The sequence below is a fragment of the Acidovorax kalamii genome (genome assembly GCF_002245625.1).
In the GTDB taxonomy this organism is placed as follows: Bacteria; Pseudomonadota; Gammaproteobacteria; order Burkholderiales; family Burkholderiaceae_C; genus Acidovorax; species Acidovorax kalamii.
On the sequence record NZ_NOIG01000001.1, the window covers coordinates 252,164 to 271,011 of the forward strand.

General features: G+C 62.0%; 17 protein-coding genes. 1 reads left to right on the plus strand and 16 read right to left on the minus strand.

Going from position 1 to position 18,848, the window contains the following annotated elements; all coding sequences use genetic code 11:
• Positions 1–17 precede the first annotated feature (17 nt).
• Genes CBY09_RS01115 through CBY09_RS01135 form a run of 5 tightly spaced genes read right to left on the minus strand, consistent with a single transcriptional unit; the run spans position 18 to position 5,565 of the window.
• Entirely contained in the window at positions 18–602 is a 585-nt protein-coding gene (locus CBY09_RS01115) for an acyltransferase (protein WP_094285532.1), read from the minus strand.
• Positions 602–1,660 (minus strand): Gfo/Idh/MocA family protein, encoded by a 1,059-nt coding sequence (locus CBY09_RS01120; RefSeq protein WP_094285534.1) that lies wholly within the window; start codon positions 1,658–1,660, stop codon positions 602–604. The genes CBY09_RS01115 and CBY09_RS01120 overlap by 1 nt, the downstream gene beginning before the upstream one ends.
• Before the next feature lie 8 nt (positions 1,661–1,668).
• Positions 1,669–2,964: a nucleotide sugar dehydrogenase gene (locus tag CBY09_RS01125; protein WP_094285536.1), complete on the minus strand. Its 1,296-nt coding sequence runs from the start codon at positions 2,962–2,964 to the stop codon at positions 1,669–1,671.
• Positions 2,961–4,910, minus strand: a complete 1,950-nt coding sequence (locus CBY09_RS01130; RefSeq protein WP_094285538.1) for a polysaccharide biosynthesis protein — start codon at positions 4,908–4,910, stop codon at positions 2,961–2,963. Before CBY09_RS01130 ends, CBY09_RS01125 begins: the two co-directional genes overlap by 4 nt.
• 13 nt (positions 4,911–4,923) lie before the next feature.
• Entirely contained in the window at positions 4,924–5,565 is a 642-nt protein-coding gene (locus CBY09_RS01135) for an LON peptidase substrate-binding domain-containing protein (RefSeq protein ID WP_094285540.1), read from the minus strand.
• 97 nt (positions 5,566–5,662) lie between these two features.
• Between CBY09_RS01135 and CBY09_RS01140 the strand changes: the two genes are divergently transcribed.
• A complete protein-coding gene (locus tag CBY09_RS01140; protein ID WP_094285542.1) occupies positions 5,663–6,211 on the plus strand; it encodes a YggT family protein in 549 nt (182 codons plus the stop codon).
• A 119-nt stretch (positions 6,212–6,330) separates the two neighbouring features.
• Here CBY09_RS01140 and accD read toward each other — a convergent pair whose 3' ends face one another.
• The 11 genes from accD to leuC all read right to left on the minus strand — a co-directional run bounded on the left by accD (position 6,331) and on the right by leuC (position 18,838).
• Positions 6,331–7,203 carry an acetyl-CoA carboxylase, carboxyltransferase subunit beta gene (accD, locus tag CBY09_RS01145; protein ID WP_094285898.1) on the minus strand — a complete coding sequence of 291 codons (873 nt, stop codon included), beginning with the start codon at positions 7,201–7,203 and terminating at the stop codon, positions 6,331–6,333.
• A 129-nt stretch (positions 7,204–7,332) separates the two neighbouring features.
• Positions 7,333–8,142, minus strand: a complete 810-nt coding sequence (trpA, locus tag CBY09_RS01150; protein WP_094285544.1) for a tryptophan synthase subunit alpha — start codon at positions 8,140–8,142, stop codon at positions 7,333–7,335.
• Complete coding sequence (gene trpB / locus CBY09_RS01155) at positions 8,139–9,416, minus strand: tryptophan synthase subunit beta (RefSeq protein ID WP_094285546.1); 1,278 nt, start codon at positions 9,414–9,416, stop codon at positions 8,139–8,141. Before trpB ends, trpA begins: the two co-directional genes overlap by 4 nt.
• On the minus strand, positions 9,394–10,155 hold the full coding sequence (locus CBY09_RS01160; protein WP_094285548.1) for a phosphoribosylanthranilate isomerase: 762 nt from the start codon (positions 10,153–10,155) through the stop codon (positions 9,394–9,396). The genes trpB and CBY09_RS01160 overlap by 23 nt, the downstream gene beginning before the upstream one ends.
• On the minus strand, positions 10,152–10,973 hold the full coding sequence (gene truA, locus CBY09_RS01165; protein WP_094285550.1) for a tRNA pseudouridine(38-40) synthase TruA: 822 nt from the start codon (positions 10,971–10,973) through the stop codon (positions 10,152–10,154). Before truA ends, CBY09_RS01160 begins: the two co-directional genes overlap by 4 nt.
• 53 nt (positions 10,974–11,026) lie before the next feature.
• Positions 11,027–13,657: a motility hub landmark protein FimV gene (locus tag CBY09_RS01170; protein ID WP_240515531.1), complete on the minus strand. Its 2,631-nt coding sequence runs from the start codon at positions 13,655–13,657 to the stop codon at positions 11,027–11,029.
• Positions 13,658–13,955: 298 nt separating this feature from the next.
• Positions 13,956–15,086: an aspartate-semialdehyde dehydrogenase gene (gene asd / locus CBY09_RS01175; RefSeq protein WP_094285554.1), complete on the minus strand. Its 1,131-nt coding sequence runs from the start codon at positions 15,084–15,086 to the stop codon at positions 13,956–13,958.
• Between the two features lie 373 nt (positions 15,087–15,459).
• The gene (gene leuB / locus CBY09_RS01180; protein WP_094285556.1) at positions 15,460–16,536 is read right to left on the minus strand and encodes a 3-isopropylmalate dehydrogenase; all 1,077 of its coding nucleotides are present in this window, start codon (positions 16,534–16,536) and stop codon (positions 15,460–15,462) included.
• A gap of 77 nt (positions 16,537–16,613) precedes the next feature.
• Positions 16,614–17,264, minus strand: coding sequence for a 3-isopropylmalate dehydratase small subunit (leuD, locus tag CBY09_RS01185; RefSeq protein WP_094285558.1), 651 nt, complete (start codon positions 17,262–17,264; stop codon positions 16,614–16,616).
• Between the two features lie 14 nt (positions 17,265–17,278).
• Positions 17,279–17,404 (minus strand): entericidin A/B family lipoprotein, encoded by a 126-nt coding sequence (locus tag CBY09_RS01190; protein WP_094285560.1) that lies wholly within the window; start codon positions 17,402–17,404, stop codon positions 17,279–17,281.
• A 12-nt stretch (positions 17,405–17,416) separates the two neighbouring features.
• Positions 17,417–18,838, minus strand: a complete 1,422-nt coding sequence (gene leuC, locus CBY09_RS01195; protein WP_094285562.1) for a 3-isopropylmalate dehydratase large subunit — start codon at positions 18,836–18,838, stop codon at positions 17,417–17,419.
• Positions 18,839–18,848: the final 10 nt, after the last annotated feature.

Here is an 18,848-nt window from a genome sequence, read left to right on the forward strand (position 1 = left end):
AGGTCCCTGTTCTGTTTTCAGCCCACGAGACGGCAGCGGCCGTCGCGCAGCTCGTAGCGCTTACCCGTCTGCTCGCAGACAGTCTCGGCATTTCCGTTCAGTGGCAGGTTCAGCCGTTCGCCGTGCTGGCTCATCCAGCCGATCTGGCGCGCAGGCACGCCCACCATCAGGGCGTAATCAGGCACATCGTAGTTGACCACGGCGCCCGCACCAACAAAGGCGTATTCGCCGACCGTCACACCGCAGACGATGGTGGAATTGGCACCCAACGTCACGCCGCGCCGGATCAGGGTACGCCGGTACTCATCCTTGCGGATGACTGCGCTGCGCGGGTTGTAGACGTTGGTAAACACCATGCTGGGACCGCAGAACACGTCGTCCTCCAGCGTGACGGCGTCGTAGACGCTGACGTTGTTCTGGACCTTGACGTTGTTGCCAATGACCACGTCGTTGCCGACGAAAACGTTCTGGCCGAAGGAGCAGGCGCGGCCGATGCGCGCACCGGCACAGATATGCACCCAGTGCCAGATACGGCAGCCTTCGCCGATCTGCGCGCCTTCGTCGACGATGGCCGAGGGATGGACGGTGTAGTTCGCGCCCATCACAACTCCAGCGGCAGGCCCACGCGCACGCCGTCGCGCGCCGAGCGGTATGCCGCAATCAGCACCTCCAGCGATTTCAGGCCTTCGCGGCCGTCGACGTCGGCTTCGGCTTCGCCGCGCAAGGTCTTGATCACATTGTCGTAGTACAAGGGGTGACCGAAGCCGTAGACACTGGTGGTCTCATAGCTGGCCGCCTTGATCTGTTCATCTTCGGGACGGCTGTCTGCGAATTGCCACTCCTGGATTTCGTTGACGGCCACACCGCCCACGCGCACCGTACCTTGCTCACCCAGGATGGTGATGGAGCCCTCGAGGTTCTTGGGGTAGGTCAGCATGGTGCAGTTGAGCGAGCCCAGGGCGCCGTTGCGCCAGCGCACGCTGAGCACGCCGCTGTCCTCGGCCTCGATGTCGCGCGCCAGCGTGGCCGTGTAGGCATGCAGGGAGTCGATGGGGCCGATCAGCCACTCCAGCAGGTCCACGTAGTGGCTGGCCTGGTTCATGAAGGCGCCACCGTCGAGCTCCCAGGTGCCACGCCACTTGGCTTGGTCGTAGTAACCCGCCTGAGGCCGCTGCCAGAAGACGTTGAGCGTCACCATGTAGATCTGGCCGAAGCGCTTCTGGCTCACGGCCCGCTTGAGCAGCTGCAACGTGGCGTTCTTACGGTTCTGCTTGACGACAAAGAGACGCACGCCGACCTCCTCGCAGGCGCGCACCATGCGCAGGCCGTCCTCCCACTTGGTGGCCATGGGCTTCTCGCTGAGCACGTGGCGGCCGGTACGGGCCACCTCGATGGCCTGCTGCGGATGGATGCCGCTGGGCGTGGTCAGGATGACGCAGTCGGCCGTGGTCTTCTGCAGCAGGGCCGAGAGGCTGGCATGCCCGACGGCGCCCGTGGCCTGGACGGCGCGCTCCAGGGCTGCGGGATCGATGTCGCAGACATCCACCAGCTCGGCACGGTCGGCGTGCTGGCGGATGGAGTCGAAATGGTTCTTGGAGATGCGGCCGCAGCCCACGAGGGCGAAGCGGATCTTGCGGTCAGTGATCGAGGGGGGGCTCATGTTGGAACTCACAATCGGAACACGGTAAAACCAAGGGCTTCGGCTGCATGACGGTCGTACAGACTCTTTACGTCAGCAAGCACTGGATTTTTACCACGGCATATTGCGCGAAGGTCTTGCAATTTGGCTTCTCGATACTCACTGTGGCCTACCGCGACAACCAGAGCGTCTACCGGATGGGAGGTATCGATAGTGCCTAATTCCAACCCATACTCGTGTCTTACTTCTTCAGCATTGGCCCAGGCATCTGTCAAAACAACCTCAACTCCCCACTCCTTGAACTCACGCACCATATCCGCTACTTTACTGTTGCGGATGTCTGGACAATTTTCTTTGAAAGTGATTCCCATCACCCCCACTCTGCAACGCGGTACGTCTAGGCTGTTATGCAACATGAGCTTGATAGTATTGCGCGCAACATAGCGCGCCATGTTGTCGTTGATGCGGCGGCCCGCAAGAATAACTTGTGGATTGTAACCCACCGACTCGGCCTTGTGCGTCAAATAATAAGGGTCTACTCCGATGCAATGCCCTCCTACCAAGCCTGGGCGAAAGGGCAGAAAATTCCATTTGCTACCAGCGGCCTCTAAAACGTCCAGTGTGTCAATGTTGAGGCGTGAAAATATTACAGATAGCTCGTTGATGAGTGCGATATTTAAATCTCTTTGCGTATTTTCAATTACTTTTGCCGCCTCGGCAACCCTGATGGTGGGCGCTTGGTGGGTTCCTGCGCTTATTATGGAGAGATATAATTCATCGATTTCTTTGGCTGCTTCTGCAGTGCTTCCGCTCGTGATTTTTTTGATTTTCGTGAGTGTATTTATTTTGTCGCCTGGATTAATTCGCTCAGGGCTGTATCCACAAAAAAAATCTCGATTAAATTGGAGTCCTGACGTTTTTTCTAGAATCGGAACGCAAATTTCCTCTGTTGCGCCGGGGAAAACGGTAGACTCATATATGACGATTGCACCCGGACTCATTTGGCGTCCCACTGTTTCGCTTGCTTTTTTAAGTGCGGAAAGGTCGGGGCGATTGGCTGAGTCAACTGGTGTTGGAACGGTAATGATAAATATTTGATGGCCGCTTAGATCCTCTTCGCTGTCAGAGAATTGAAGATAGATGGATTGGTTTAGCTGTGATGGGGTCACTTCCAGCGTGTCATCCTGACCTTTTTTTAATCTTTCAATGCGATGGGTGTTAATGTCGAAGCCCATTACATTTCTCTTTTTCCCGAATTCAATGGCAAGTGGTAATCCAACGTATCCGAGTCCTATGATGGCAATTTTTTTGATTTCTTTGCTCACTTTTTCTCGTCCTGATGATTTTGTTGTTGCGATGTGTAACCGGGAACCATTTTTTGTAGGATTTGTTTGATTTTATCTGTGTTGTTGGATCTTGCGGCTTCTTTGAGATCTAAAAGAAGGGGGGATAATTCATTCCAAGGTTTATATTCTTCTCGCGCACGAAGAATTCTGGGGTGTGCAGTGGGAAAGGGCTGATCGCTTATTAGTAGTTCTTCATATAGTTTTTCGCCGGGTCGTAAGCCGGTGAAAATTATCTCTATATCTCCACTTGGATGCATTTTATCCTTGACTGTTAGTCCTGATAATGCCACCATTCGTCGAGCCAACTGCTCAATGCGAAGAGGCGCCCCCATATCGAGCAAAAACAGATCCCCGCCCTCTGCCATCGCGCCTGCTTTAAGTACCAATTGTGCTGCTTCGGAAATGGTCATGAAGTAGCGAGTCACCTCGGGATGGGTAACTGTTATTGGTCCTCCTGCAGAAATTTGCTGCCGGAATAATGGTATAACGCTACCGCTGGATCCCAAAACATTTCCAAAGCGGACGATTGAAAATCGCGTGGTACAACGCCATGGCATTTGTTGCGCTGTCCTGGGGGTGCTAGCATTAAATGGCATTTGATCAGATGCTGAAATTGCCTGCAAAATTTGCTCGGCTACCCGCTTGCTAGCACCCATAATGTTGGTGGGTCTTACGGCTTTATCTGTTGAGACAAGGACAAAATTTTTGATGTCGTTTTTGATTGCAAGATGCACCAAATTTAACGATCCGAAAACATTATTTAAAATTCCTTCGCCTGCATTGCTTTCCACCATTGGTACATGTTTATATGCGGCTGCGTGGTAAATTGAGTGGGGCTTGTGTGTGTGAAAGACCGATTTCATGCGATCTTCGCTGCAGACGTTTGCTAGCAAGGGTATTAGCGTGCAGTTGTGTAATTTTTTTTTCTTTAGTTCAAGAAGTTCTTGGTGAATGGTGTACAGGGCATATTCGCTATGGTCAATCAGAAGTAATGTATCGGGGTGTTCGAAAGTAATCTTTCGACAAAGTTCGCTGCCTATGCTTCCGCCCGCACCAGTTACCATTACTATTTGGCCAATCAAGTGCGGTCCTATAAGGTCAGAGTCGGACGCGATGGGCTCACGACCTAGCAAATCCTCAATTCCCAACTCTTGGAAATCTGTTAAAGTCACACGGCCACTTGCCAAATCTGAAAGCCCAGGTAGGGTCCGAATGTGCACTGGTAGTTGCCGCACGCTTTCGATAATTTGATGACGCCTTTTCCTGGTGACGCTAGGTATCGCCAGCAGGATATCGGTTACGCGTTGCTTGTAAACGAGGTCAGGCAGTTGTTTGGGTGCATAAACATGCAATCCATTAATGCTGCGTCCTATTTTCTTAGGGTCATCATCAACAAAGCCTAACAATTGGCTCTGCGAGATTGCGGCAATGCCGGCTGCGGTTTGGGCACCTGCACTTCCTGCACCATAGATTAACAAGCGATGTGTTGGCCTTGCTGTGCCGTGGGTGAGCCATAACCATCCAAGCGCACGGCTGGCTCCCACCAACAGAAGAAAAATCAACGGTTGCAGTAAGCCGACACTGCGAGGAATATCATCCCAGCCCACGATAAAAAGAACGGTCATTAGCAGTGCACCGTACCAGGCAACAGCTTTTGCTGTGACTAGAAGTACTCTGATTCCGGTATAGCGAAAAATTGCACGATATAGCCCTCGGGTCACGAACAGGGGCAGTGCAAGCAAGGGGGCCATTGCGTAGACTAACCATTGCATTCCCTGAGGCGTATGCGGTGTATCTAGTCTTAGCGTAAAGGCGATCCACATAGCGAGTAAGCTCATGCAGAAATCTAGCGCAAGTACGAAAAGCTGTTTGGCGCGACGTGGCCACTTCAGGATGCCGCGCAAAAAGGTGCAAGAGGAGAGCATCTACTACTAATATTTATTGGAAGGGCGCAATTCCCGTCCTCTCCAACACATCCCCCACCAACTCCAGCCGCACCAGAGGGTTGTCGAGTTCCATTAGGCGCTGCTTGAGTTCCAGAGGTACGGGCAACAGTTCGCACCAGCGGTTGGACACCCAGCTGCAATCGTCCAGTTGTGCTTCGGTGGGCATTATGGCGCTGGGGGTTTCGGGGTCGCGCTGCCGGAGTGTGTGCAGCACCTGTGCAAGTGCGGTGGCGGCCTTCTTGAGGTCGCCCGGGACGGGTACCGGGAGGTCGGAGTCTACGTGGTCTACGTCTGCAGTCCACAGGCCGTGGGGTAGATGATGGCGCTGGGTGATGCGAAAACGTTGGCTGGCGCGGCACAGTAGGGTGATCAGGCCTGGCTGGGGGTGATCCAGCTGTTCGATGATCGCGAGGGTGCCGACGTCGTTGAAGCGCTCGTCGGGTGCGCCCGCCTGGCGCACTTCGTGGCCGTGGGTGAGGGAGACCACGCCAAACGGCGCACCTGCCTGGTGGCATTTGCGCACCATGTCCAGGTAGCGCACCTCGAACACGCGCAGCGCCAGCACGCCACCGGGGAACAGCACGGAGTTCAGCGGGAAAAGGGGCAGGGATGACAGTGTGAGGGCTTGGGACATGAGCGGGGTGAGGCGCCTTGGCCCGCTATCATCCCACGGCGCAACCCGCTTTCAGTCCCGCCCTTGTTTTTTGTTCCCTCCGCCCCTTTTTCCACCCATGCTCTTTCAGATCGCTTCTTTCCTGCTCGATGTTGTTGGTGGCTTGCTCACGGGTGCCTGTCTGCTGCGGCTGTACATGCAGTGGCAACGTGTTCCGTTCGCCAACCCGGTGGGGGGGGTGGTGTTTGCCCTGACCGATTGGCTGATCATGCCGCTGCGCCGGGTGATTCCTCCGGTGGGGCGTTGGGATGTGTCGAGCCTGGTGGCTGCTGCATTGCTGCAGCTGGTGCAGTACTCCCTGCTGACTTTGTTGCTTGGGGCTGCTTCTGCATGGGCCTGGCTGCCGTGGCTGGCCCTGTTTGGCCTGGCGCGGGTGGCGGTGTCGGGGCTGATCGGCCTTTTGATTGTCTACGCCGTGATGTCCTGGGTGCAGGCGCGTTCACCGCTGTCCGATGTGATTGCCCGGTTGTGCGAACCGGTCCTGCGGCCGTTTCGCCGGATTATCCCGCTGGTGGGGGGTATCGACCTGTCGCCCCTGGCCGTGCTGGTGTTGCTGCAGGTGGTCATGATTGTGCTGGGCCATTTACAGGCCAGCGTCATGCGTTGAGCCGGAAGAGCTACTTAAAAACGGCCCCTGCGCGCAATGGGTAAGCCTGAGTAGCTATCAAAAAAGAGCGGCCGCGCCAGATAGGCGGGGCCGCTCGCTCTGCATCTGCGGGCTTTTAGTTACATCACTGCATCCGCCGGCAGCCGCTGCAGCATGGCCAAGCTGCTGGCCACGGTGTTGCGCAGTTCGCGGCGGTCGCAAATGAAGTCCACGGCGCCCTTGGTCTGCAGGAATTCGGCGCGCTGGAAGCCCTCGGGCAGCGTCACGCGCACAGTCGATTCGATCACGCGCGGACCGGCAAAGCCGATCAGGGCCTTGGGCTCGGCGATCACGATGTCGCCGACGAAGGCAAAACCAGCAGAGACGCCGCCCATGGTCGGGTCGGTCAGCACGCTGATATAGGGCAGGCCCTTCTTGGCCAGGCGGGTGAGAGCGGCATTGGTCTTGGCCATCTGCATGAGCGACAGCAGGCCTTCCTGCATGCGCGCGCCGCCGGTGGCGGTGAAGCAGATGAAAGGCACCTTCTGCTCGATGGCGGTTTCCACGCCACGCACGAAGCGCTCGCCCACCACGGAGCCCATGGAGCCGCCCATGAAGTCGAACTCGAAGCAGGCCGCCACCACGTTGATACTCTTGACCGCGCCACCCATGACGATGAGCGCATCGGTCTCGCCAGTGTTCTCCAGGGCTTCCTTCAGGCGCTCGGGGTACTTGCGGCTGTCCTTGAACTTGAGTGCGTCGACCGGCAGCACTTCCTGGCCGATCTCGTAGCGGCCTTCCGCATCGAGGAAGGCGTCCAGGCGCGCACGGGCACCAATGCGGTGGTGGTGGCTGCAGTGGGGGCAGACGTTCTGGTTGTGCTCCAGGTCGGCCTTGTAGAGCACCGTCTCGCAGCTTGGGCACTTGATCCACAGGCCCTCTGGCACCTGGCGGCGCTCGGTGGGGTCGGTTTGCTGGATCTTGGAGGGCAGAAGTTTTTCGAGCCAGGACATGGTGTTCTCCTCTTCGGTGGCTCGGCCTGTGGGGGCGCTTGAAGCGCCAGGGGCAGGCCGGGTGGAATCTGTGGCGCGCCGCACCGGGTGGGGTGCGGGCGCGCCGGGCTGCATTATGCGTCCAGGTGTCTAGGCGTCCAAAGCCTTGCGAATGCCGCGCAGGAAGTCGATGGTCAGGGGCACCACCTTGGCATGCTCCTGGTCTTCGATCAGCTGAATGATGCGGCTGCCGATGACCACGGCATCCGCCACCTTGCCAATCGCCTGGGCCGTGGCTGCGTCGCGGATACCAAAACCCACGCCCACGGGGATGGTCACATGCTGGCGAATACGGGGCAGCATCTGCTCCACGGCCGAGGTGTCGAGTGCGCCCGAGCCGGTCACGCCCTTGAGCGACACGTAGTACACATAGCCGCTGGCCACGCGCGCCACCTGGGCCATGCGCTCATCCGTGCTGGTGGGCGCCAGCAGGAAGATCAGGTCCATGTTGTGCGCGCGCAGGCTGGCGGCAAACTGCTCGCACTCCTCCGGCGGGTAGTCCACGATGAGCACACCATCGACCCCGGCTTCGGCGCTGTCACGCACGAAGGCGCCCTCACCATGGACTTGGTCATAGCGCTCCACCGGGTTCGCGTAGCCCATCAGCACCACGGGGGTGGTGCTGTTGCGCTTGCGGAACTCGCGCACGTGGTCGAGCACCTGCACCATGCCGACGCCAAGGCTCAGTGCCTTTTCGCCGGCCTTCTGGATCACGGGGCCGTCGGCCATGGGGTCGGAAAACGGCACGCCCAACTCGATCACATCGGCGCCCGCCTCCACCATGCCGTGCATGAGGGCGGGCGTGATGTCAGCAAACGGGAAGCCTGCGGTGACGTACGGGATCAGTGCCTTGCGGCCCTGGGCTTTCAGCTGTTCAAAAGTGGTCTGGATGCGGCTCATGGCTTGGCGTCTCCTGGGGCGCCCTTGACGGTCAGGCCGCGCATGGAGGGTCGGTCATAGAAATCTTCACCCGACAAATCGGCCACGGTGCCAATGTCCTTGTCGCCCCGGCCCGAGAGGTTGACCAGGATGGACTGGTCGGGTCGCATGGTGGGCGCGAGCTTCAAGGCGTGGGCAAAGGCGTGGCTCGATTCGAGCGCCGGGATGATGCCTTCGGTACGGCACAGATGGTGGAAAGCGGCGAGCGCCTCCCTGTCGGTGATGCCCACATATTCGGCGCGCCCGATCTCTTGCAACCAGGCGTGTTCGGGGCCCACGCCGGGGTAGTCCAGTCCTGCGCTGATGCTGTGGGTCTCGGTGATCTGGCCGTTGGCGTCCTGCAGGATGAAGGTGCGGTTGCCGTGCAGCACACCCGAGCTGCCGCGCTGCAGCGATGCCGAGTGCTTGCCACTGTCCAGGCCCTCGCCGGCCGCCTCCACGCCGATCAGGCGCGTTTTCTCGAATGGGATGTAGGGGTGGAAGATGCCCATGGCGTTGCTGCCGCCGCCCACGCAGGCGATCACGGCATCGGGCTGCTCGGCGGCGATCTTCTGCTCGGCCAGCATGGCGGGCATTTGTTCGATGGACTCCTTGCCGATCACACTCTGGAAGTCGCGCACCATCATCGGGTAGGGGTGCGGGCCCGCCACGGTGCCGATGATGTAGAAGGTGTTGTCCACATTGGCGACCCAATCGCGCATGGCCTCGTTCAGCGCGTCTTTCAGCGTCTTGCTGCCCGATTCGACCGGCACCACGGTGGCGCCCAGCAGCTTCATGCGGAAGACGTTGGGGCTCTGGCGCTTGACGTCCTCGGAGCCCATGTAGACCACACATTCGAGGCCATAGCGCGCGCAGATCGTGGCCGTGGCCACGCCGTGCTGCCCAGCGCCGGTCTCGGCGATCACGCGGGGCTTGCCCATGCGCTTGGCCAGCATGGCCTGGCCGATCACATTGTTGATCTTGTGGGCGCCGGTGTGGTTGAGGTCTTCGCGCTTGAGATAGATCTGCGCGCCACCCAGCTCGCGGCTGGTGCGGGCAGCATGGTAGACCGGCGAGGGGCGGCCCACGAAGTGCTTGAGTTCGTAAGCGAATTCGGCCAGGAAATCCGGGTCGTTCTGGTAGCGGGCGTAGGCGTCGCGCAGTTCCTGGATCGCGTGGGTAAGTGTTTCGCTGACGAAGCTGCCGCCGTAAGGGCCGAAGTGGCCCGAAGCATCAGGTTGCTGATAGGAATTCATGAGGGTTCTTTGCAAGTTGGGCATCGGCCGCACGCACAGCGGCGATAAACCTTTGGATCTTTCCGGCGTCTTTGATGCCCTTCAGGGGCTGACCATCGGGACTGTTCGGGTCCGTGGCCTCGACGCCGGAGCTGACATCAACCGCCAGCGTTTTGCAACGCGGGCGGACTTGCAAAATGCCATCGGTCACGTTTGCAGGCGTGAGTCCACCAGACAAAACGAGGTGAGAGCTGACGCTTGGTGGAAGGAGTGACCAATTGAATGCCTTGCCGCCGCCACCATAACCTTCGACATGGGCGTCGAGCAGGATGGCCTGGGCGTGAGAATAATCGTTCGCGTATTTTACGAGGTCGAACCGGGCGGCACCATCACCCAGGGGAATGCGTGCTGCGCGCAGGTAGGGCCTGACGCCCTGGCCGGTGGCTGCAAGGCAGTCCTCGGGCGATTCATCACCATGAAATTGGATGGTTGCGCCCGCTACCAAAGCGCTCGCAGCTATCACATTGGTAGCGGTCTCGTTCACGCAGAGCAGCACCGGGGTCACAAACGGAGGCAGGCGTTTGGCCAGCTGGGCTGCGCGCTCAGGAGTGACCGCACGGGGGCTGGGGGCGTAGAGCACAAAGCCGATCGCATCGGCACCTGCGGCCACGGCTGCATCCACGTCCTCCTCGCGGGTCAGGCCGCAGATCTTGATGCGGGTGCGGGCGGGGGGAAGGGGGGCGATGTCTTGGGCTTTCATGGCAGCCAATCATACGCAGCCGTGCGCTGGGGCAGGCCCCAGCGGGCTTCATAGACCGGGCCCTGAAAATACAGCCCGTCGGGCGAAAACGTTGGTGCGGCAGCGTCGCGTGACTGTGCAGCTAGCACCTGGGCCATCCATTCGGGCGGTTGGTCCCCCCGGCCCACGGCAATCAGGCAACCCATGATGTTGCGGATCATGTGGTGCAGAAAAGCGTTGGCTTCGAATTCAAAGCGCCAGTAGCAGGGGCTCCAGCCCAGTTCCGGGTGGGGGTCGCCGAGGCCCCGGCGGGTGATGTCGATGCGGTGCAGCGTCTTGACGGGCGACTTGGCCTGGCAGGCAGAGGCGCGAAAGGACGTGAAGTCATGCTCGCCCAGCAGGATGTCGGCCGCTTGCCGCATAGCGCCGTGGTCCAGCGGGTGGAACACCCAGCCCACGCGCCCGGCATCCACGCTCGGCCGCACAGGCGATTGCAGTAGCACGTAGGCATAACGACGCGCCACAGCGCTGGCGCGGGCGTGGAAATCCGATGGGACGGGTTGTGCCCACTGAACGGCAATGTCGGCCGGGAGAAAGGTGTTGGTGCCCCGCACCCAGGACGATGCAGGCCGCTGAAGCAGAGTGTCAAAGTGCACCACCTGCATCAGCCCATGCACCCCTGCATCGGTGCGGCCAGCGCACAGGGTGCTCACGGGATGCGTGGCAAAGCGGCCCAGGGCCGCTTCGAGTTTGTCCTGAACCGTGTTGCCCGACAGCTGGCTTTGCCAGCCGCTGTAGGCCTGGCCGTTGTAGCTGACACCCAGTGCCACCCGCGTCATGGGGTGGCCTGGGGACGGGGTGGGAGGGGTTGTGCGTGCCTGAGGGGGCAGCATCAGCCCAGTTCGGCCAGCATGCGCTGGGCGCGGGTCTTGAGGGCGCCGCTGGATTCCGCAACCACCTCTTCAATCAGCGTGCGGGCACCATCGGTGTCGCCAATGGCGTTGAACTCTTCTGCCAGCGCCAGCTTGGTGGCCAGGGGGTCGTCTTGCGCGGCGGCGGAGCCGTCATCCGAGGAGTCGGCCACCGGGGCTGGTGCCTTGGCTGCTGGGGCTGCCATGGGCTTGGTGGGCGCATTCAGGTCCAGCGACAGCTCGCCCAGGTCGAATTCCATGGGGCTGGAGTCCTTGGTGTCACCCGTCAGCGGCATGGGTCCGGAAGGGGCCATGCTCAGGTCGTCAGCGCTGGGGAAGTCCAGGTCGGCCACCGGAGGGGGCGCCATGGGGCTGGGCGATGTGTCAGGGCTGTTCCATGCGGCGGGAGGCTCTGCGGACGGTGGGGGCAGATCCAGTTCAGGGCGCAGGGTGGGGGGCTCGTCCGCGTCCGACGGCATGTTGCCACGGGCACTGGTGGCAGCGGCAGCCGCCGCAGCAAATCCGCCGGGAGCAGCGGGAGGTGCGTCGGTCAACGCATCGTCGGGCAAGTCCAGGTCGAGATCCAGGTCCAGGTCGGGCGGCAGGGCTGCGGCAGGGCTGCCTGCGCCGGTGAAGGTGCTGGGGAAGCCGCCAGGGGGCAGCGATGGCGACTCGTCTTCGCCCATGCCTGGGCGGCCGCCAGGCTGGTACAGCCGGTTGTCGGGCTCCAGGTCGCGGCCCAGTTCGGCGATGCGTGCCCAATCCGGGCCCTCGCCTTGGGTCAGCTTGAAGACCTCGCCGGCCACGGCCTCCAGGGCCTTGCGGTCCTGGCGCTTGGCGTAGATTTCACCCAGCTTGACATGCACGGAAACACGGCCCGGGTTGTGGCGAACGGCTTCTTTCAGAATTTCTTCGGCCTGCAGGTCGCGGCCATAGGCCAGGTAAACGTCGGCCTCGGCCACGGGGTCCACATCGCCGCCGGCGTCCAGCTGGCTCGGCGAGTAGGCCATGGACGAGCCAGTGGTCATATCGCTGTTGGCCGTGTCCACACGCTGGCCACCGCTGGCGCCAAAGAAGGAGTCGGGCTGGATGCGGCTTTCCAGGAAGGAGCTGTCCACGCCGTTGTTCTGGCGGCGACGCTGGACTACGCGGTAGGCGCCATATCCCAGCAGACCCGCCAGCACGATCCCGCCACCGATCGGCAGCAGTGGATCATCCATCAGGCCGGCCAGGAAGCCGGGCTCCTCGACCGGTGCGGGGGCCGGGGCTGGCTTGGGCGCAGGTGCTGGGGCTGGGGCTGGAGCCGGTGCAGGGGCGGACGCTTCGGCTACAGGTGCCGAGGCGGCCGCTTCTGCAGGAACCGATGCTTCTGCAGGTGCGCTGGCTGCGGCTGCAGGCGCCGATGCCGGAGCCTCGGGGGCGGTTGGGGCTGTGGGCGTGGCAGGTACGGCGGGTGCTTGCACAGCCACGCCAGCGGGAGCACTGGCAGCGCCTGCGGCTGCAGGGGCGGCACTGCCACCTGCGGCGGACGAGGCTGCGCCTAGCTTGTTCAGGTCGGTGATGTTCTTGGACAGCTCGGCCATCCGGGTGGCGGCTTCACCCGCCTGCTTGTCCTTGGCGACCTGCTCTTCAGCGGCCTTTTGGCCCTTCACTGAGCCCTTGGAAAGCGTGAGCTTGTCGGGCGCCGCTGTGGCGGGTTTTTTGTCTTCCACCCGGGTTTGCACAGAGCCAGAGGCCGAGCGCTGTGCGGCTGCCACTTCGGTGGACGGGGCTGCACCAGCAAGCTTGCGGCGGAAATCGTTGAAGTCGCGCGCCTGCGCCGCGAGGATCTGGCGTGCCTCGGGTGCCGTTGTCGACTGGGCTGCGGCCTCGTCGGGCATTTGCAGCACAGCGCCCGCCTTGATCCGATTGACATTGCCCTGGATGAACGCATCGGGGTTGGCGCGCATCATGGCGACCAGCATCTGGTCCAGCGACACGCCTGCGGGCTTGTAGGCATTGGCGATGCGGCCGGCCGTGTCGCCAGCCTGGACGGTGACGCCATCCGTGGGGGTGGGGCGCGGTGGGGCTGCAGGACGGGGCGCAGCCGGTGCGGCGGCGGATTCGGTGGGCCTGGGTGCCGCTGGCGCACGCACGGCAGGCGCGGCTTGTACTGCGGGGGCGGAAATCTGGGGCGAGGCTGTGACCGCAGGCGCAGGGCGGCGCAGGGCCGGTGGGTCGAACAGCATGGTGTAGCTGCGCACCAGGCGGCCGGTGCCCCAGTTGGCATCCAGCACCAGGTCCAGGAAGGGCTCGTTCACGGGGCGATCACTGGTCAGGCGCAACACGGCCGTGCCATCGGGGCGGCGCTGCAGCTGGATCTGCAGGTTGTTCATGGCCTGGGTGTACTCCATGCCCTGGGCGCGGAACACTTCGGGGGCGGCTGCCGTGGCGCGCAGCGTGTCGGCTTCGGCCGGGGTGATTTGGGGCAGGTCGATTTCTGCACGCAGCGGTTCGCCCAGGGCCGACTGCACGGTGATACGGCCCAGTGCCAGGGCTGATGCATCGCTGGCGTAAAAACCAGAGCAAGCCACGGCCGCAGCCGCCAGGACAGAGAATTTCCAACGATGCATGTTTGCCAACAACTGATGAGGATTTTGTGCGGCTCGGACGAGCGGTGCTTTTTTTGTCATGGTCTGATCCCGCCCCGGCGCGTGAAAATATGTAAAAAGCACCATAGCATCAATGTTTTGCACTGACAAGCTGAGGTGGCGCCGAAGCTTTGAGAGGGGTGTCGGGGCCCCAACTTGGGGCATCCGGTTGTTGCCAATTGCCAACGTCCCGTAACGGAGTGTGTCTGGTGTCTGGACGTGAAAAAGCGCGCATACGGGGGTATGCGCGCTTTGGGGGGAGGGCCATTGGGCCCTGGAATCAAGCGTCCAGCAGGATGCGCAGCATGCGGCGCAGCGGCTCGGCGGCGCCCCACAGCAGCTGGTCGCCGATGGTGAAGGCGCCCACGTACTCGGGGCCCATGGCCAGCTTGCGGATGCGGCCCACGGGGATGGTCATGGTGCCGGTCACGGCCACGGGCGTCAGGTCCTGGATGGTCGCTTCGCGCGTGTTGGGAACGACCTTCACCCACTCGTTGTCGGCAGCGATCATGGCTTCGATGTCGGCCACGGGCACGTCCTTCTTGAGCTTGAAGGTCAGCGCCTGGCTGTGGCAGCGCATCGCGCCCACGCGCACGCAGAAGCCGTCCACGGGGATGGCGGCAGAGTTGAAGCCTTCGCCCTGGCCCAGGATCTTGTTGGTCTCGGCCATGCCCTTCCATTCTTCCTTGGACATGCCGTTGCCCAGGTCCTTGTCGATCCAGGGGATCAGCGAGCCGCCCAGCGGCACACCGAAGTTGGCGGTTTCGGCACCGGTCAGCGCGCGCTGCTTGGCGATCACCTTGCGGTCGATTTCGAGGATGGCGCTCTTGGGGTCATCCAGCAGGGCGCGGACTTCGGCGTTCAGTGTGCCGTACTGGGTGAGCAGCTCGCGCATGTGCTGGGCACCGCCGCCCGAAGCGGCCTGGTAGGTCTGGGTGCTCATCCATTCGACGAGGCCCGCCTTGTACAGTGCGCCCACGCCCATCAGCATGCAGCTCACGGTGCAGTTGCCGCCGATCCAGTCCTTGCCGCCGTTGGCGAGCGCGTTCTTGATGACGGGCATGTTCACCGGGTCGAGCACGATGACGGCGTTCTTTTCCATGCGCAGGGACGAGGCGGCGTCGATCCAGTGGCCGTTCCAGCCCGCTGCGCGCAGCTTGGGGTACACCTCGTTGGTGTAGTCGCCGCCCTGGGCGGTGATGATGATTTCGCAGCGCTTGAGGGCCTCGATGTTGAACGCGTCCTGCAGAGCAGTCTCGTTCTTGGCCTGGGCAGGGGCCTTGCCGCCTGCATTCGAGGTGGAGAAGAACATGGGCTCGATCAGATCGAAGTCCTTCTCTTGTTCCATGCGGTCCATCAGGACCGAGCCGACCATGCCGCGCCAGCCGACCAACCCTACCAACTTGCTCATTTCAACGCCCCTTTCAGTGTAAGAAACAGTGCCCGACCGGGACTGCTCGCCTGGCTCGTCTGGCCAGGAAGGGCGCACGACGAACCAGGCTGAGTCAGCCCTTAATGGTCGTGGTTTTGGTGGTGATTGCGCGCACGGCCACGCCTGCCAGGGCGGCAGAAGCGGTGTTCAGGGCGAACGGGCGGGCGGCAAACATAGAACGAGATTGTAGCGGATAAGGCCCCATCACCGTGTTTTGAGCGCTTTTTGCCCAGATTTCCCGGGCCGGGCGATGCTTTCAGGACACAGCGGGATGGAGGCGCCCATAAAAAAGCGCCGCAATGCGGCGCTTTTTGGGGGGCGGGGCAGGCCCGGCAGGCCTGCGTCCACTGCATCACTGTGCGGCCAGCGCCTTCACCACCGCATCGCCCATCTGCGCGGTGCCCACCTTGGTGGTGCCTTCGCTGTAGATGTCGGGCGTGCGCAGGCCCTGCGCCAGCACCTTTTGCACGGCGGCTTCGATGCGCTGGGCGGCGGCTTCCTGGTTCAGGCTGAAGCGCAGCATCATCGCGGCACTCAGGATGGTGGCCAGCGGGTTGGCGATGCCCTTGCCCGCGATGTCGGGAGCGCTGCCGTGGCTGGGCTCGTACAGGCCCTGGTTGCTGCTGTTGAGCGATGCCGAAGGCAGCATGCCGATGGAGCCGGTGAGCATCGAGGCTTCGTCCGACAGGATGTCGCCGAACATGTTGCCGGTCACCACCACGTCAAACGCCTTGGGCGCCTTGACCAGTTGCATGGCCGCGTTGTCCACGTACATGTGCTGCAGTTCGACGTCGGGGTATTCCTTGTGCACGTCGGTGACCACGTCCTTCCAGAACTGGAAGGTTTCCAGCACGTTGGCCTTGTCCACGCTGGTGACCTTCTTGTTGCGCTTGCGGGCGGCCTGGAAGGCCACGTGGGCGATGCGCTCGATCTCGGGGCGGCTGTAGCGCATGGTGTCGAAGGCTTCTTCGGCACCGGGGAAGTGGCCGTCCACTGCGGTACGGCGGCCACGCGGCTGGCCGAAGTAGATGTCGCCCGTCAGCTCGCGAATGATGAGGATATCGAGGCCCGCAATCAGTTCGGGCTTGAGGCTCGAAGCGCCCACCAGCTGTTCGTAGCAGATGGCGGGGCGGAAGTTGGCGAACAGGCCCAGGTTCTTGCGCAGGCCTAGGATGGCCTGCTCGGGGCGCAGGGGGCGGTCGAGCTTGTCGTACTTCCAGTCGCCCACAGCGCCGAACAGCACGGCGTCAGCCGCTTTGGCGAGGTTGAGCGTGGACTCGGGCAGCGGGTGGCCGTGGGCTTCGTAGGCGGCGCCACCGACCAGGGCGGACTCCATTTCGAACTTCAGGTCGAGTGCCTTCAGGACCTTGACGGCCTCGGCGACGATTTCGGTGCCAATGCCGTCACCCGGCAGAACTGCGATTTTCATTGGTTTGCTTCTATTTTGATAGCTGATTGGGCAATCTGGTTGCGCGCAAACGGCCATTTTGATGGGTATTTTTAGGCTCAGGACACCATGGTGTGTGCCAGCCAGGGCTTGGTAGCCAGACGTTGGGCCTCGAATGCCTTGATCTTGTCGGACTGGCGCAGGGTCAGGCCGATGTCGTCAAAGCCGTTGAGCAGGCAGTACTTGCGGAAGGCAATCACATCGAACGGGATTTCTTCGCCCTGCGGCCGCACCACCACTTGGCGCTCCAGGTCGATGGTGAGCTGGTAGCCGGGGAAGGCCGCCACTTCGTCGAACAGCTGGGCCACGGTGGCTTCGGGCAGCACGATGGGCAAGAGGCCGTTCTTGAAGCAGTTGTTGAAGAAGATGTCGGCAAAGCTGGGTGCAATCACGGCGCGAAAGCCGAACTGGTCCAGCGCCCAGGGCGCATGCTCGCGGCTGGAGCCGCAGCCGAAGTTCTTGCGGGCCAGCAGGATGCTGGCGCCTTGGTAGCGAGGCTGGTTCAGCACGAAGTCGGGGTTGGGCTTGCGCTGGCTTTCGGGGATGCCGGGCTCGCCCTTGTCCAGATAGCGCCACTCGTCAAACAGGTTGGGGCCAAAGCCCGTCTTCTTGATCGATTTGAGGAACTGCTTGGGGATGATGGCGTCGGTATCGACGTTCTCGCGGTCCATCGGGGCCACCAGGCCCTTGTGCACGGTGAATTTCTGCATGGCGTTCTCTGGTCCTACTTGGCGGCCCGCTCGATGGCGCTGCCGGCTTTGCCGATGTCCTGGCCCACGCCCTTGACGGTGTTGCAACCGGCCAGCACGAAGGCGAGGGTCAGTGCGATGAGGGTGACGGTGTTTTTCATGACAAAGCTCCTTCAGGCAAATTGGCGGATGTCCACAAAATGGCCGTGCACGGCGGCGGCGGCGGCCATGGCGGGGCTGACGAGATGGGTGCGGCCACCGGCGCCCTGGCGGCCTTCGAAGTTGCGGTTGCTGGTGGATGCGCAGCGCTCGCCGGGCTCCAGGCGGTCGGCGTTCATGGCCAGGCACATGCTGCAGCCGGGCTCGCGCCACTCAAAGCCGGCGGCCTTGAAGATCTGGTCCAGGCCCTCGCGCTCGGCCTGCTCTTTGACGAGGCCCGAGCCGGGCACCACCATGGCCAGCTTCACATTGCTGGCCACCTTGCGGCCCAGGTTCTTCACCACGGCGGCGGCTTCGCGCATGTCTTCGATGCGGCTGTTGGTGCACGAGCCGATGAACACCTTGTCGATGGTGATGTCGTTGATGGGCTTGCCGGGCTGCAGGTCCATGTAGGTCAGCGCGCGCTCGATGGCGCCACGCTTGTTGGCGTCTTTTTCCTTGTCGGGGTCCGGCACGCGGGCGTCCACGCCCAGCACCATCTCGGGGCTGGTGCCCCAGGTGACCTGCGGCACGATTTCGGCTGCGTCGAGCTTGACCACGGTGTCGAACTTCGCGTCGGCATCGGAATGCAGCGTCTTCCAGTACGCCACGGCCTGGTCCCATTCCACGCCCGTGGGCGACAGGGGGCGGCCCTTGACGTATTCGATGGTCTTGTCGTCCACCGCCACCAGGCCTGCGCGCGCGCCACCTTCGATGGCCATGTTGCACACGGTCATGCGGCCTTCCATGCTCATGGCGCGGAAGACGGAGCCTGCAAATTCGATGGTGTAGCCCGTGCCGCCCGCCGTGCCGATCTTGCCGATGATGGCCAGCACCACATCCTTGGGGGTGACGCCCTTGGCCAGCGTGCCGTCCACCTGCACCAGCATGTTCTTGGCCTTCTTGGCCAGCAGGGTCTGGGTGGCCATTACGTGTTCGACCTCGGAGGTGCCGATGCCGTGGGCCAGTGCACCAAACGCGCCGTGCGTGCTGGTATGGCTGTCGCCGCACACCACGGTCATGCCGGGCAGGGTGGCGCCGTTTTCAGGGCCGATCACGTGCACGATGCCCTGGCGCTTGTGCATGAAGGGGAAGAACGCGGCGGGCGAGATCGTCGCCATGTTGTCGTTCAGCGTGGTGATCTGCTCTTTGCTGATCGGGTCGGTGATGCCGTCGTAGCCGTTTTCCCAGCCTGTGGTGGGCGTGTTGTGGTCGGCCGTGCCCACGATGGAGCTCATGCGCCACACCTTGCGGCCCGCCTCGCGCAGGCCTTCGAACGCCTGGGGGCTGGTGACCTCGTGCACCAGGTGGCGGTCGATGTAGAGGATGGAAGTGCCGTCCTCTTCTGTGTGGACGACATGCTCGTCCCAGATCTTGTCGTACAGGGTGCGTCCCATGGCGTGGCTT